At 62.3% G+C, this 14,078-nt stretch carries 20 protein-coding genes and 1 tRNA gene; 10 read left to right on the forward strand and 11 right to left on the reverse strand.

The annotated features are described in order from the left end of the window. Window positions 1-20: 20 nt before the first annotated feature. Window positions 21-1,292: an MFS transporter gene (locus tag IV500_RS13700; RefSeq protein ID WP_196397370.1), complete on the forward strand. Its 1,272-nt coding sequence runs from the start codon at window positions 21-23 to the stop codon at window positions 1,290-1,292. 24 nt (window positions 1,293-1,316) lie between these two features. Here the strand turns inward: IV500_RS13700 and IV500_RS13705 are convergent, their stop codons facing one another. Together IV500_RS13705 and IV500_RS13710 are read right to left on the reverse strand one after the other, a co-directional pair. Next, window positions 1,317-1,541, reverse strand: coding sequence for a sulfurtransferase TusA family protein (locus tag IV500_RS13705; RefSeq protein WP_196397371.1), 225 nt, complete (start codon window positions 1,539-1,541; stop codon window positions 1,317-1,319). A 68-nt stretch (window positions 1,542-1,609) separates the two neighbouring features. Beyond that, on the reverse strand, window positions 1,610-2,674 hold the full coding sequence (locus tag IV500_RS13710) for a YeeE/YedE family protein (RefSeq protein WP_196397372.1): 1,065 nt from the start codon (window positions 2,672-2,674) through the stop codon (window positions 1,610-1,612). A 255-nt stretch (window positions 2,675-2,929) separates the two neighbouring features. Between IV500_RS13710 and htpX the strand changes: the two genes are divergently transcribed. Genes htpX through IV500_RS13730 form a run of 4 tightly spaced genes read left to right on the forward strand, consistent with a single transcriptional unit; the run spans window position 2,930 to window position 6,535 of the window. Next, window positions 2,930-3,793: a zinc metalloprotease HtpX gene (gene htpX / locus IV500_RS13715; RefSeq protein WP_196397434.1), complete on the forward strand. Its 864-nt coding sequence runs from the start codon at window positions 2,930-2,932 to the stop codon at window positions 3,791-3,793. Window positions 3,794-3,816: 23 nt separating this feature from the next. Then, window positions 3,817-4,596 (forward strand): histidine phosphatase family protein, encoded by a 780-nt coding sequence (locus IV500_RS13720; protein WP_196397373.1) that lies wholly within the window; start codon window positions 3,817-3,819, stop codon window positions 4,594-4,596. After that, window positions 4,593-5,861 (forward strand): sensor histidine kinase, encoded by a 1,269-nt coding sequence (locus IV500_RS22160; protein ID WP_196397374.1) that lies wholly within the window; start codon window positions 4,593-4,595, stop codon window positions 5,859-5,861. Before IV500_RS13720 ends, IV500_RS22160 begins: the two co-directional genes overlap by 4 nt. Further along, the gene (locus IV500_RS13730) at window positions 5,858-6,535 is read left to right on the forward strand and encodes a response regulator (RefSeq protein ID WP_196397375.1); all 678 of its coding nucleotides are present in this window, start codon (window positions 5,858-5,860) and stop codon (window positions 6,533-6,535) included. The genes IV500_RS22160 and IV500_RS13730 overlap by 4 nt, the downstream gene beginning before the upstream one ends. A gap of 36 nt (window positions 6,536-6,571) precedes the next feature. Here IV500_RS13730 and IV500_RS13735 read toward each other — a convergent pair whose 3' ends face one another. Beyond that, complete coding sequence (locus IV500_RS13735; protein WP_196397376.1) at window positions 6,572-7,060, reverse strand: YajQ family cyclic di-GMP-binding protein; 489 nt, start codon at window positions 7,058-7,060, stop codon at window positions 6,572-6,574. Between the two features lie 237 nt (window positions 7,061-7,297). On the opposite strand from IV500_RS13735, the gene IV500_RS13740 reads away from it, so the two are divergent. Together IV500_RS13740 and IV500_RS13745 are read left to right on the forward strand one after the other, a co-directional pair. Then, a complete protein-coding gene (locus tag IV500_RS13740; protein ID WP_196397377.1) occupies window positions 7,298-7,558 on the forward strand; it encodes a hypothetical protein in 261 nt (86 codons plus the stop codon). A 128-nt stretch (window positions 7,559-7,686) separates the two neighbouring features. Further along, window positions 7,687-7,768 (forward strand) — tRNA-Tyr (locus IV500_RS13745). Window positions 7,769-8,155: 387 nt separating this feature from the next. Here the strand turns inward: IV500_RS13745 and IV500_RS13750 are convergent. The 8 genes from IV500_RS13750 to IV500_RS13785 form a co-directional block, all read right to left on the reverse strand. Next, window positions 8,156-8,341 (reverse strand): hypothetical protein, encoded by a 186-nt coding sequence (locus tag IV500_RS13750; RefSeq protein WP_196397378.1) that lies wholly within the window; start codon window positions 8,339-8,341, stop codon window positions 8,156-8,158. 101 nt (window positions 8,342-8,442) lie between these two features. Then, entirely contained in the window at window positions 8,443-9,282 is an 840-nt protein-coding gene (locus IV500_RS13755; RefSeq protein WP_196397379.1) for a DUF2382 domain-containing protein, read from the reverse strand. Window positions 9,283-9,434: 152 nt separating this feature from the next. Then, window positions 9,435-9,836 carry a YsnF/AvaK domain-containing protein gene (locus IV500_RS13760; RefSeq protein WP_196397380.1) on the reverse strand — a complete coding sequence of 134 codons (402 nt, stop codon included), beginning with the start codon at window positions 9,834-9,836 and terminating at the stop codon, window positions 9,435-9,437. Between the two features lie 18 nt (window positions 9,837-9,854). Next, complete coding sequence (locus IV500_RS13765) at window positions 9,855-10,472, reverse strand: Asp23/Gls24 family envelope stress response protein (protein ID WP_196397381.1); 618 nt, start codon at window positions 10,470-10,472, stop codon at window positions 9,855-9,857. Window positions 10,473-10,517: 45 nt separating this feature from the next. Then, window positions 10,518-11,096, reverse strand: coding sequence for a DUF6286 domain-containing protein (locus IV500_RS13770; protein WP_196397382.1), 579 nt, complete (start codon window positions 11,094-11,096; stop codon window positions 10,518-10,520). Further along, complete coding sequence (locus IV500_RS13775) at window positions 11,093-11,536, reverse strand: Asp23/Gls24 family envelope stress response protein (RefSeq protein ID WP_196397383.1); 444 nt, start codon at window positions 11,534-11,536, stop codon at window positions 11,093-11,095. The genes IV500_RS13770 and IV500_RS13775 overlap by 4 nt, the downstream gene beginning before the upstream one ends. Next, the gene (locus tag IV500_RS13780; protein WP_196397384.1) at window positions 11,533-11,712 is read right to left on the reverse strand and encodes a hypothetical protein; all 180 of its coding nucleotides are present in this window, start codon (window positions 11,710-11,712) and stop codon (window positions 11,533-11,535) included. Before IV500_RS13780 ends, IV500_RS13775 begins: the two co-directional genes overlap by 4 nt. A gap of 66 nt (window positions 11,713-11,778) precedes the next feature. After that, on the reverse strand, window positions 11,779-12,249 hold the full coding sequence (locus IV500_RS13785; protein WP_230854983.1) for an Asp23/Gls24 family envelope stress response protein: 471 nt from the start codon (window positions 12,247-12,249) through the stop codon (window positions 11,779-11,781). A 206-nt stretch (window positions 12,250-12,455) separates the two neighbouring features. Between IV500_RS13785 and IV500_RS13790 the strand changes: the two genes are divergently transcribed. Genes IV500_RS13790 through IV500_RS13800 form a run of 3 tightly spaced genes read left to right on the forward strand, consistent with a single transcriptional unit; the run spans window position 12,456 to window position 14,075 of the window. Then, window positions 12,456-13,091 (forward strand): RNA polymerase sigma factor, encoded by a 636-nt coding sequence (locus IV500_RS13790; RefSeq protein WP_230854962.1) that lies wholly within the window; start codon window positions 12,456-12,458, stop codon window positions 13,089-13,091. Beyond that, complete coding sequence (locus IV500_RS13795) at window positions 13,082-13,687, forward strand: Asp23/Gls24 family envelope stress response protein (protein ID WP_196397386.1); 606 nt, start codon at window positions 13,082-13,084, stop codon at window positions 13,685-13,687. Before IV500_RS13790 ends, IV500_RS13795 begins: the two co-directional genes overlap by 10 nt. Continuing rightward, on the forward strand, window positions 13,680-14,075 hold the full coding sequence (locus IV500_RS13800) for an Asp23/Gls24 family envelope stress response protein (protein ID WP_196397387.1): 396 nt from the start codon (window positions 13,680-13,682) through the stop codon (window positions 14,073-14,075). The genes IV500_RS13795 and IV500_RS13800 overlap by 8 nt, the downstream gene beginning before the upstream one ends. Window positions 14,076-14,078 lie beyond the last annotated feature (3 nt).

Raw genomic sequence — 14,078 nt, forward strand, 5'->3', positions numbered from 1 at the left:
TGCGCCGGTATCCTTGACCGGTGCGCAATCTGCTGGCCGATCTCACCCCGCTTCGTGAAAGCCCGGAATTCCGGCGGCTCTTTTTTGGCCTCGGACTGTCCTCGATCGGCACTCAGCTGACAGTGGTCGCGGTCAGCCTTGAGATCTACAGCTTGACTCAGTCCACCCTGGCGGTGGGTCTATTGGGGATATTTGCTCTGCTTCCGCTGGTCTTCGCCGGCCTCTACGGCGGTTCGATCATCGATTCGCTGGACCGCCGGAAGGTGGCGCTGATGTCCGCTGCGGTGTTGTGGGTGGTGACCATCGGCATCGCGCTGCAGGCCTGGCTTGGCCTTCACCAGACGTGGATCCTGTATCTGCTGATTGCGATTCAATCCGGTGCGGCAGGCATCAACCAGCCGGCCCGCAGCGCAATTATTCCCCGCTTGGTGCGCTTGGAGCTGCTGCCGGCAGCCAATGCCCTCAGCATGATCGTCTTCGGACTCGGCACTACCGTTGGACCGCTGCTCGCGGGTGTCCTGGTGGCCAATATCGGCTACGCCTGGACCTATACCATCGACGTGCTGACATTCGCCGCTTCTATGTGGGCCTTGTTCGCTCTGCCGCCGATGCTGCCGGAGGGGGAAGTGCGTAAGGCGGGGCTGGGCTCCGTGCTGGAGGGGCTGAAATTTCTGGGAACCCGGCCCAATGTGCGTATGACGTTCCTGGTGGACCTCTGCGCCATGGTCTTCGCCATGCCGCGGTCGCTGCTGCCGGCCATTGGAGCCGTCTGGCTGGGCGGTGGTGAGGAAACAGCAGGTGTCCTCCTGTCGGCGATTGCCGCCGGTTCCTTGCTTGCCGCACTGTTTTCGGGACCCCTCGGGCATGTGCGGCGGCAGGGCCTGGCTGTGGTGTGGTCCGTGACTGTCTGGGGGACGGCCATAGCGGCAATGGGTGCCGCCGTCGCTCTTGGCGGACGGCACGGCGGAGAAGGAACTTCCCCGTGGATCATTGCCGCCGTGTTCGCCCTGGTGGTTTCCGGTGTTGCGGATTCCGTCAGCAGCGTGTTCCGGTCCACTATTCTGCAGGCCGCTACGCCAGACCACCTCCGCGGTCGGCTGCAGGGGGTCTTTGTGGTGGTGGTCGCAGGTGGGCCACGTTTGGGGGATCTCTTTGCCGGCGGCGCCGGACAGGTCCTTGGGGAGGCGCTCGCCGCAGTCGTCGGTGGCTGTTTGTGTATCGCGGCCGTGGGGCTGCTGGCCCGCTGGCAACCTAAGTTCCTGCACTACGACGCGCGCCACCCCGAGCCGTAGCGACAGGACCCGGGGCGTGGGAGATCAGGCCTTCTGCACCGTAATCGACCATTGAGCGTCGCCGACCTTGACAAAGTTGGTCACCGGATAGCCGTTCTCCGCAGCCCAGCGGGGAATCGCGTCCGTGGCCTGGGTGCAGTCGAAGTTGATGATCAGCTCATCCCCGGCACTCAGGTCCCGGATGGCGTTCTGGGCCTCGACCAAGGGGAAGGGGCAGACTTGTCCGTCGGTTTCCAGCGTTTTCACCATGGTGTCTCACTTCTTCTTCTGTTGGGTCCATTGCCGACTTCTCAGCGCGGCTTACACACCGGGTCTGCTTACACGCCGACGCTGCTGCGCGCGGGCTTCGCCACAGCCGGTGCAGTGGAACCAGTCCGGCGGATGGTCAGTTTAGCGGCCGCTCCGGTTCCCAGAATCATGACGCCGAACGCCACCCAGCCCTGAAAGCTGAACTGCGCGGTCTGCACCATGGCGTTGCCGATAGTGCAGCCACCGGCCAGGGACGCCCCAACGCCCATCAACGCCCCGCCGGCAACGCTCTTGACGGCCTGCTTGGCATCGGGCACCCGCACCCGGAATTCCCCGCTGGTCTTTGCCGCAGCGAAAGATCCGAGCAGCAGACCGAGCACCAGGTAAACGCCCCAGTCCACCAGCTTGATGTTCCCGGTGGTCAGAAACCCGATGAGGTTGGCCGACGGAGTGGTGATACCCAGGCCGTCATTACGTCCGGTCGCCGAGCTCAGGGGCCATGCTGCGATCGCGATAATGCCGATCACGGCGGCGGATGCGAAGGCGCCCCATGGCTTCTCGAAGAGCAAGTGTGCCAGACCGGTTTTTTCCGGCGGCAGGGCAGCCATCTTAAAGCCGGGCCTGGCCAGGTGATGCCTGGCCATAATGACGACGACGGCGGCCAGCAGGGCGACGAGGACCCATGGAGAAATCCCTAACGTCTGGTAAATGTTTCCCTGCCGAACCGTGATGCCACGCAGCAAGGCTGTCAGCTGCGCGAGCGGACCGGTCTTCATGATCGAGCTGAAGAGGGCGTAAAAGACCAACGCCAGCCAGCTGCCGACGAGCCCTTCACCGGAGCGGTAATAGGTGCCGGTGGCGCATCCGCCGGCCAGGACGATGGCGAATCCGAAGATGAAAGCCCCGACTATGGTGGCCAGCCACGGGAAGGCCTTCGACTGCAGATCGATCACCCCGAGGGCAGCCAAGGCGAAGATTCCTGCACTTTGGATGGCAATGACCATCATGAACGCCGTGAGCCACCGCGTGTTCCTGCTGATCCACACGTCCCGGAAGGCTCCGGTGACACAGAAGCGTCCTCGCTGCATCGCGAATCCTAGAGCGGTCCCAAGCAGGAGTCCTGTGATTGGCATTGGCAAGTCCTTTACAGCTAAACGAGTTCCAGCGGATTTTCACCGGCAGCGTTGCGCCTTAGCGCTAAGCTGAAAACACTAGACCGGCACGTCGTGGCACGGCGATCTTTTATTAAGACGTATGACGTTCCGGTGCCACCGGTGCGCCGACGGGACCGCGGGAACACCAGAGCCCACTAAGCCGCTTTCTTTACGGCCGGAAGTTTCCCTTACCACCGGTCGGCCGATAAGTCGGCGACTAAAGGAGAAGTGATCGTGCACAGGCATTTCAACGGGTTGAAAACCGCCGCGCTCTTTGGTGTGCTGTGGCTGGTCCTGCTGATCATCGGAGGAATCCTGGCAACGGGGATGCGCAGTTCGGCCCCGATCTGGATCATGGCGCTGATCGGCGTGGGGACAACGGCGTATGGATACTGGAATTCGGATAAGATCGCTATCCGCTCCATGCAGGCCTTTCCCGTCACCCAAGAGCAGGCGCCGGGCATTTACCAGATCGTAAGGGAACTCTCCACCAAGGCACATCAGCCCATGCCGCGCATCTATGTTTCCCCTACCCTGGCTCCGAATGCCTTCGCCACCGGGCGCAATCCCCGGAACGCCGCAGTGTGCTGCACTCAGGGGATTCTGAACATTCTCACCGAACGCGAGCTGCGGGGCGTGCTCGGGCATGAACTGATGCACGTCTACAACCGGGACATCCTGACCTCTTCCGTGGCGGCTGCCGTCGCGGGTGTCATTACGTCGGCGGCCCAATTCGCGCTCTTTTTCGGCGGTGGCCGGGACAGCAGGAACGCCAATCCGTTGGCCATGATTGCCATGGCACTGCTGGCGCCGCTGGCCGCTTCCGTGATTCAGCTGGCCATCAGCCGGACTCGTGAATACCATGCGGACGAGGACGGTTCAACGCTTACGGGTGATCCGCTGGCGTTGGCATCCGCATTGCGCAAGCTGGAGCAGGGAGTAGAGCTGGCGCCGCTGCCCCGCAAGCAGGACTTGGTCAACACCAGCCACCTGATGATCGCCAACCCGTTTCGCGGCGCTGCAGGGCGGATGTTCTCCACCCACCCGCCCATGCCGGACCGCATTGCCCGGCTTGAGCGAATGGCGGGCCGCCCATGATGGTTTTCAGGGATAATTGAAACATGCGACTTATCCTGATCCGGCACGGCCAAACCTCCTCCAATGTTCGTAACCTCCTGGACACGGCGGTGCCCGGACCCGGACTAACTGAGTTGGGCCGGCGCCAGGCGCGCGCGATTCCGGCGGTCCTGGCCCGCCTCGCCGGGATACCGCCGCTGGCCGCGATTTACGTTTCCAACCAGACCCGGGCACAGCTGACGGCGGAGCCACTGGCGGCAGCTGCCGGACTTGAACTGCAGATCCGGGACGGGCTGCGTGAGATCGACGCAGGGGATTTGGAGATGCAGGGGGATCCGGTCTCGGTCGGGCAGTACGTGGAAGTCGTGCGCAGCTGGCTCACCGGCAGGCAGCAGAGCCGGATTCCGGGTGCCGCTGAGACGGGGACGCAAACCCTGGCACGCTTCGATGCCGTGGTCCGCGAGGCCAGCCAAGCGGTGGGCAGCGGGACGGCGGTCATGGTCAGCCATGGCGCCATGATCCGCAGCTGGGTGGGCTGCCGGGCCGGCAATATTGATCCGGCGCACGTGGAGAATTACGGGCTCAGCAATACCGGCATTGTTGTCTTGGAGGGGTCTGTTCCGGAGGACGGATCGGCCAATCAGCGCAACGGTGAGCGGACCTGGGAGATCATCAGCTGGCAGAGCCAGCCAGCCGGCGGCCCGGAGCTGGCCGATAGCTCCGCGGACGGACCGATGGGCGACGCGGACGGACCGATGGGCGACGCGGAGGGGCCCGCTGACGGATTCCGTCATCCCGCCCATGCTCAGGGGCGGTACCGGTGACAGCGGCCAAACGCCTCGATCTGGCCACCCAGATGGCGGCGCTGCCGCGGCTGAGATTGAAGAAGATCAGCTGGGCCTGGCTCGGGTTTATCACCGCCTGCGTGGCACTGATGGCGGTAGGCGCTTCGCTGAACGTGAATCTGTACAGAATGATGCTGCCCTTCGCCCTGGGCATGACGATTCTGCATACCGGCTCTCTGGCGCTGACAGTTGTCCGTCCGGTCCCGGGGGCGCTCCTGTCCCTGGTGCCGCTGGGGATCATGCCGCTCGTGTCCTCGCCCGTAGGTTCGGCCCCGATGCCCTTCAGCATCGTCGCCATGGTGACGCAGATCCTGGTCATGTGTGTGGCGGGTCTGCGCACCCACTGGACGCTCCCCGCGGTGACTTGGCTGTTGAGCACTTTCATTGGTGTAGCCGTAAACTATCGTGGCCAGCCGGCGCAGGTTCCGCTGGCGGCGGAGATGAACGTGGTGGTCTACGCCTCGGTATCCGGTGGCCTGATGGTAGCCGCCGTGATCACCCAGCAGTGGCAAAATATCCGCCAGCAGCTGCTGGCCGAACGGACCCTCTCCGCGGAAGAGCAGTCGATGCGTCGGCTGGCCGAAGAACGGGCCAGAATCGCCCGCGAACTCCATGACGTCGTCGCCCATGGCATGTCCATTGTGGTGGTGCAGGCGACGACGGCACAGTACCGGCACCCGGATCTGGACGGGTCCCTCAAACAGGAATTTGATGACATCGCTGCGAATTCCCGGCGTGCGATGACGGAAATGCGCAGCATGCTGGGAGCACTGCGCAGTGACGGCGCAGTCCGGGACCTCTCGCCGAAACCGGGTTTGACGGATATCCCGCAGCTGATCGCGGCTGCCCGGACGGCCGGAGTTGACGTTTCGATCGATCTGGACTCGGACAGTATTGGGGCCGATGCGGCAGTGGATGTCAGCGAAGTGATTGGCCTGACGGCGTATCGAATTGCACAGGAGGCACTGAGCAACGTGGTTCGTCATGCACCGGGGGCCCAGGTTACCGTTTCCCTGCGCGCGATCGCCCGGACCCTCCAGCTGGAGATCAGTAATGGCCCTTCCGGAATCGGTGCGGTACTGGCACAGCTGGACCGCACGCATCCCGGACAGGGTCTGATAGGAATGCGTGAGCGGGCCAGCATCGTCGGCGGTTCCGTCCTGTGCATGCCATCGAATAACGGAGGATATACGGTCACCGCAACATTGCCGCTGGTCACCGTGGGAACCGGAGGAACCCCATGACAATCCGCGTTTTGGTGGTGGATGATCAGGCCATGGTCCGAGCCGGGTTTGCGGCCTTGTTGGGCGCGCAACACGACATTGACGTCGTCGGGCAGGCCAGCGATGGAGCAGAAGCGGTCGATCTGGCGGCCGCATTGCTGCCGGATGTTGTGCTGATGGATGTCCGCATGCCGGTCATGAACGGACTTGAGGCGGCCCGCGAGATTCTGGGCGGGCAGGATCCCGGCCACGGCGCACCAACCACGCACGTGTTGATGCTTACAACCTTTGACGCTGACGACTACGTCTACGACGCATTGCGGCTCGGTGCCAGCGGATTCCTGCTCAAGGATGCCTTGGCGGACGAGTTGGTGGCAGCCGTGCGGATCGTGGCGGCCGGGGAGGCATTACTGGCTCCCTCCGTGACCAAGCGCTTGATTGAGCAGTTCGCCAAGAGCCAACCCCGGTCCGTGCCGTGTGCAGACCGGCTGGTTGGATTGACCGAACGCGAACGCGAAGTCATGGTTCTGGTGGGGCGCGGGCTTTCCAATCAGGAGATTGCCGCGGAGCTTTATATCGCGGAGCAGACCGCTAAAACGCATGTCAGCAAGATCCTGACCAAGCTCTCGCTGCGGGACCGGGTGCAGGCAGTGGTGCTCGCTTACGACACCGGTTTGGTCGAGCCGGCCGGCTAGCCGTTCGCTGCGTCGGCGCAGAGGGCCGCGGACGCCCTAGCGGAAGTTGATGAACTGGAGGTCGGCATCCTCGAAGTTCTTCAACAGAGCCATGGTCGACTGCAGATCGTCACGGCTCTTGGAACTGACCCGCAGCTCGTCCCCCTGGATGGTGGACTTAACACCCTTGGGCGCCTCGTCGCGAATGAGCTTGTTGATCTTCTTCGCGACGTCCTGCTCGATCCCTTCCTTGATGGAAGCCTCCAGCCGGTATTCCTTGCCCGAGGCGAACGGTTCGCCGGCATCAAGGGATTTCAGCGAAATACCGCGCTTGATCAATTTGCTCTCGAAAACGTCCAGGACTGCCTTAACGCGTTCCTCCGAGTTTGCCTTTAACAGAATTTTTTCGCCGCTGAAGTCAATCTCCGCCCCAATCCCCTTGAAGTCGTAGCGCTGGGCAACTTCCTTCTGCGCCTGGTTCAACGCATTGGCGACTTCCTGCTTATCGACTTTGCTGACGACGTCGAATGTTGATTCGCTTGCCATGAGGCCCTCCAGATAATTGAAAATGAGCAAAATACGCTTCGGCTTCTAGCCTATCCGGCTAACCAGTGTTGGCCAGCGTGCGGCGGCGAACGGAGGCCGACGACGGCGAACGGCTGCCGCTCCCGGCCATGGGTTCTCAGTTCGCTCCAAGCGGACGCAAAGCGGGAGCACAAACAGAACCGGCAGAGTTGGAATGGTAGAGGGCCCACGAACCCATCATTGACGAGGGAGATCAGCATGTCCACCGGAAAACCGCGCCGATACATTGTCCGGGGCGCAAAAATTGCAGCGGGAACCATGATCGCCGCTGCCACCTTGGCCGCCTCCACAGCGTTTTCCGCAACGGGCACCACAACTTCACCAACTGCGGCAGCGTCGTCCCGAATCGACGGCGTGCATGCAGACTTGGCCCGTGCCGTGGCTCTACGGCAGGTGACGCAGGAACAGGCCGGGCGGTTCGAGCAACAGCTCATCCGGAGAATCCAGTCGGACGCGTAGGCCAGCCTGTCTCCCCACGAGGGCCTTGGGTCCTCGATTCGATTCCTGGCCACTTTCCTAGTATCGTTTTAGTGCTTCCACTTATTGGGAGCAAATGCCGGTCCGGAGTTTCGGGACGGCAGGCCTGCGGCAGATTACCCGAGCGGCCAAAGGGGGCTGACTGTAAATCAGCTGGCAACGCCTACGGGGGTTCGAATCCCTCATCTGCCACACTATGAGAGGCCCGGAACACGGCGGGAGATCGCCAGGTTCCGGGCCTTTTTGGCGTTATGGTCCTGGTACTGCGGTCGCCTTTGGGGGGATGTCAGCGGCAGGGTAATGACAGTATTGTGCCCGCGGTTGATTTTTTTGCCGCCTGATTGGATGCTTCAGGCTCGGCGCGAAGCGGCCGGCACCAGATGAGCCGAACCCAGCAGGCGTCTGATTTCCGGACGGGAGAACCTGATCAGTTCCCGGCTTCGACGGGACTGTTGATGCGGGTCCGTGCCCAGCGGTAGTCTGCCGACGCACTCGCCCCCGCTCCGTTCAAGGAAGCGGGGGCGAGTCGCCGTTTGGAGCGGCTGCAGCATCGTAGCGGGCCATGCGGGTAAACTCCCGCTAGCCGCCGAGACCGCCGGGGAGTTTGCCCATCAGGTCCTGGGGATTGATGCCAAGCTTGCTCAGCAGTCCCGAGTCCTTATCCGTGTCGACCTTGTCGGGAAGGTCGGACTGGGCCTGGTCGGTCTTGTCCTGATCGCCCTTGCCTTTGAGGTGGTCAATGATTTGCTGCTTGTCTATCTGCATCTGATTCTCCTCTGTTTCTGGTTACCCGGGGTTTTTCGGGGATTGATTGAGGCTATCCATGGGGTGGTGACGTCCTGCCTCAAGAGCGTGGGAACGGTCCGTCAGTGCTTTCTACCTTCTTCACCCCTGGCAGTGTCCGTGCCGGCGTCGGTGTCGATCTGTTCCTTGCGGACTTCCTCGTTCACTTCCTGGTTCTCGGTCACGGTTTCGGTGCCGAGCCGGACACGTTCCACCGGAACGGTTTCCTTCTCCACTACGGGCCGTTCGGCGTGGAGCGTGACCTCGTGCTCCTCTTCGCTGATGTCCGGACCGGAGGTAGCAGCTCCACGGTTGGCGTCGGTAATCGGCTCACGTTCGACGTGGACTTCCTCGTGGCTGACGGGTACCGTCTTGGAGACGTTTTCCGTTACCACGTACTTGCGCAGCCGGGCTTTACCGGACTCAACTTTCTCGGTCCCGACCCTCAGCTCTTCCTCTGAACGTGTCATCGAGTCATCGGTGGTGGGTCCGGAGGTGTCACGCCCCTGAACGCCGGACTCACCGGCACGATCCGGACGCTTCTCCTTGCCGTGCTGCGGAGCACCGCCGGCCGGAAGGCCGGAATCCGATGTCCGTTCCGAATAGGCCAGGCCGTAGTACTCGTAAAGGTCAGCCTCCTGATCCTTGCTCAGGTGTCCCTCGGAGTCGTCCATCCGCGGTGCGTTCTTGACCTTGTCCTTGTCATAGGGAACCCGGATGGTGTCACCTTCGACAGTGCCTTCGGCCAACGGAACGAAGGTCTCCGCACCGCCAAACATGCCGGTCTTGACCGTGACCCATTCGGGCTTTCCGGTTTCGTCGTCCATGTAGACCTGGCCGATTTTTCCGATCTTGTCCCCTTCGCCGCCGACGACGGTGCCGCCGCTGCCGAGCAGGTCCTGGATCTGTTCTGTAGTAATCACAAGGATTCTCCTTTTCTGTGCGGGGCCCGAGTGGCCCCTGGGGTGTGGTGATGGGTCCGGATTCAGTGTGGGGTGTAAGGGCCGCCGTCGACCAAACGTGTGCAATTCGCCTCTGCCGGCTTCTTTGTCAGGATCGGGCAGGAAGCGGTGCGCTACCCGTGATTGTTCTCAGTCAGGTCTACCTCGATGCGTTCCTTGCGGACTTCTTCAGTGATGTCCTGCTCCCCGGTGACGATGACCTTGCGGACTTTTATCCGCTCGACCGGAATGGTTTCCATCCGGACCACCGGCCGCTCGGCATGGAGAACGATGTCGTATTCTTCTTCATTTAGAACAGCATCCTCAGGGGTCTGAGTGTGGTTTCCCGCGGGGATGGGTTCGTGCTCAAGACGGAACTCTTCGTGGCTCACCGGGACGGTCAGCGTGACCTCTTCGGTCACGATGTATTTGCCGAGCCGGACTTTGCCGGTTTCATAGGTCCCGGTGTCCACCCGGACCCGCTCCTCGGAGCGGATCATGGAATCCTCGGCGCCGGATGCGAAGCCGTCAGACATGTCAGTACCTTCCATGATCTATTGCAGAACGGTTCCGGTTGAATGGACAACCGTGCCGGTGCCTTGGGTACGGCCGCTGACATCAATTTGAAGACGGCTCTTCTGCAGGGGTGTCTCCAATGCGTTGGACAGATCCGGCAGTGTGGACGTTTGGATCCGGTGGATGAGGTCCTGAACATCTGTGCGGTCATTGACCGTCACCTTCAGGGTCAGGTCGGGATCGGTGGCTGTGCCACGCAGCAGGGCCGAGGAGGTGACAACGCCGGGGAGTGTATTGACCTGGTTTTCAACGGCAGTGGCCAGGACAGACGGGTCACAGACGGTGAAGCCTTGCGCGCCGTCGTCGTGCAGCCGGTAGGTGTCCGCCGCGTTTTTCCGCGGAACCTGCGCCAGCATCCACAGCAGGCCCAGCACACCCACAATGATGCCTGCAATCAGGATGACGACCACGACCCACTGCGGGGACGTGACGGCGTGCAGGTCACCGGTAACGACGCGCTCTGAGGAAGGAGCAGTGTTGGCCAGGCTGTGCAGCTGTCCGCTGGCCTGCAGGAGCAGTCCAATGCCGGCGGCCAGGACAATGATGCCCAGAATTGTCAGCCAAGTGCGGTTCAGGGTTCCGGCTGTTTGCCTCATCAGAAACATTCCTTCCATAGGTGGTGCGCAGGATCGGCCATGATGTCAGGCGTTGGATTGGATGGTGGCGCTCACGCGCGGAACCGGGTCAAGGCCCGCAGTTTCGAGGTGCTCGCTGATCGTGTCGGTGACCCTCGCCCGCAGATCGCCGGATTCGCGCAGAGACGTTTTGACGTTTAGGTGTACGCGCTTACCGGTGGCCGTCGCGGTGACCGAGCTGACGCCGTCGATCTGCCCGCACCGCGCCCGGGCAAGTTGGGCCACCGCACGTCGGGTCATCACGGTCTCCTGCTCCTGTACCGGTGCCTGGTCCGAACCGTCGGGACTGCGGACCGGGAGGGCACTGAAACCGCCGGGCACAATCGCACACAACAAGAGAATTACGCCCACGACGACGGCGCCGACTCCTACGCCCCACGCACCGGCACTGTTCCAGGTCAACCCGGTCAGCCAGTCCCTGGGTCCTTGCAGGACCATGGACCACGTACCGTTCATCAATCTGGCAATGGTCAGCCACACCAAGGCGACACCGGCTGCCAAGAGCAGGATGCCCACGATTAGTGCCGGGACGGTGCGGCTGGGCCGGCGCCGCAAACTCGTTGACCGTCCGTCATGCCGGCTCACAATAACCGCCTCCGCCCAGGCGCAGCTCCTTCACTTGTCAACCACGCGACTTTGATATCGACCTGCCGGACTTCGACCCCGGTCAATTCCGTGACCCGTCCCCTGATCCGCTGCCGCAAATCCTCGGTCGCACGGCGCAAGGGAACCGGATATAACAACCCGACCTCGACACTGACCGTGGCAATGTTCCCGTTCAGCTCAACTGAAGCCTTCGGCCGGGCAGACAAATCCGCATGCGCGCCAATCCCGAGAAACCCTCCGGAGGAGCCCCCGGCAGAGGATTCATCATTGGCGACCTGACCGGCAATCTTCTCGATCACCCTATTTGCCAGGACCGTGTGGCCCCGGGAGCCGATGTCATCATCGCCACCGCCATAACTGCCACTGGCGGCGTCCTCAGCTGCAGTGGGCGGCAGTTGGTGGGCGCCCTGCCGGTTCATCGGCTTGTTGCCTTACCGAACAGGGCTGCCATGTCGAGTTTGCCCTCCGCCACCCGGCCGACCACCAAACCGATGAAGCCCAGGACGATCGCGGACACCAGCGCCCACCACCCGCCGAAAGCCAAGACAATTCCCAGTACCAGACCTATCGTCAAGCACCAACGTGTAGTAGACATAGCCATCCTCTTCCTTCCCGGTCTTACGGACACACCGGGCAGGATGCCCCGCCCGGTGCTGTGGACTTACTGAAGTTCGGTCTTCTGATCCTGCTGGCTCTGCTTGTCCTGCTGGTCCTCGCCGGGGAGATGTACATCGGTGACATTGATGTTCACTTCAATGACCTCCAACCCAGTGGCCCGTTCCACCGACTGAATGACGTTGCGGCGGATTCCCTGGCTGACGTCCACCACGGAGGCCCCGTACTCCACCACGATGGAGACGTCGATGGCAGTCTGCCGCTCACCCTTTTCCACGGACACACCGCCGCTGACGTTGGTCTGGGAACCGGGGATGCGCTCGGCCAGCGCGCTGAAGGCACGGCGCCCGGCACTACCCATGGCATATACGCCGGGAACCTCGCGGGTCGCCATGCCGGCAAGCTTTTGCACCACGGTTTCCTCGATGGTGGTATCCCCGCGGTCGGTGTGCAGGGGGCCGGTCTTTTTCGGCTGTTCCTGCGGAGCGCTTCGCTTCTGCTCCTCGGGCGTGGCCATAACGCCGCTGGAACTTCCGGGGGTCTTCGTTGCCTCTGACATGGAAAACATCTCCTTCTGAAGGGGAATAGTAATCGTGCTTACAAAGATAAAGACGAAGCCCACAGCCAAACGTCACGCACAAGGTAGATCTTTTTCGAAAAGTTTTCCCGTGAAGCGCCCGTTAGAAGCTGCAGATCCTGCAGCGTTATGACACAGTGAGGGCAATGCGCCGGTACACTGCCGGACGGAACGGATGGCCGATGGAGGATTACGGATCCGGCTTCGAGGCGGAACCGGGCCTGGATGAAGGAAGTATCGTTGCCCGCGCGCAGGACGGGGACCTCAGGGCCTTCGAACATCTGGTCAATTCCTATCAGGGCCGTCTTTTCCGGCTGGCATACCGCATGCTCAATGACCGCGGAGATGCCGAGGATGTGGTGCAGGAGGCACTGACGGCCAGCTGGCGCGGACTGGCAAGGCTGCAGGACGTGCAGGCCTTCGGCGGCTGGGTTTATCGGCTGGCCACCAACAGATGCCTGGATGTTCTGCGGAAACGTTCCACCAGAACCGAGCACATAACAGATCCGCAGGATATTCTCTCCATCAGCACCGATGGTGCTGGATCGGACCAGCTTTCCGACCCCGCCTACGCGGCCGAAAGGACCGCCCGCGACGACGGCCTCACTGCCGTCCTGAACACCCTCCCGCCGGAACAGCGTGCCTGCTGGCTGCTCCGGGAAATGCATGGACGCAGCTATGCCGAAATCGGTGCAACACTAAAGATAAGCCCAACGGCAGTGCGCGGACGCCTCGCCCGGGCACGGATCCAGATTGCGGAAGGGATGAACGAATGGCGCTAGACGACGAACCACGCCTGGGCTGCGGACGCAGCATCGACCGGATCTGGACCACCATTGATCAGCCGCTCAACGCCCACGAACAAACGTGCAGACAATGCCAGGCCGCCAGGGCACAGCTGAAAAGGCTCAATGAAGCAACCCAAGCACTGCGCGAAGCCGACCTTCACGATGAGGCATTGACCCCGCGCAGCGGAGTCAAAACCGCCATCATGGACGTAGCCCGGGCAGAGATCCGGCGCAGCAAAAGAATCCTCCTGGCCAGCAATGGCAACGGCACAACCGAAATCAGTGAGCAGGCCCTGAGCTCCGTCATCCGGGCGGCCGCTGCCGAGGTTCCCGGTATTCATGCCCGACGATGCCACATCGAAATATCTTCTGCCACTTCCGACAGCTCCGTCGACGATCCCCCCTCCGGTCAGTCCGGCGTCATCGGCCCGCACCTCGTCATCGGTCTTCGGTCTGCAGTTGCCCCGGACATCAATATCCCCCGAACCGTCCAGTTGCTGCGGCAACGGATCATCACCGCCATTCCCGCAGGCATCGGCATCAGCGCCGGGACCATCAACATCACAGTGGAGGACCTCTACGATGTCTGAAAATCCGCTCCAAAGCCAGCTCATCACGAGTAAGCTGATCGCCTCCCTGGCCGCCCGCACAACGTTGGAGACCCCCGGGGTCCTCAGACTCGAGCCCACCGTGAAGGGGTTCCTGGCCCGGCTCGGTCCTGCCGCACTGCAGCGCCTCTCCAATTCCGCCGGCCAGAACGGCACCTACCGGGATGACGGCGTTCGCGTCACCATCAACGACAATGTCGCCGTCGTCCATCTTGATATAGCCACGGATATCGCCTACACCGCCCTCAACGTTGCCGAAACAGTGCAGCAACGCGTCCGCGGGAACATCGGCCACACCGGTCTGACCGTGGGAAAGGTAGACATCAGCATCCTGGCGATCGAGCCCCCACCGCCGGCAAAAATCAGCTAGCCG

The organism is Arthrobacter terrae (genome assembly GCF_015708085.1).
Lineage (GTDB): Bacteria > Actinomycetota > Actinomycetes > Actinomycetales > Micrococcaceae > Arthrobacter_M > Arthrobacter_M terrae.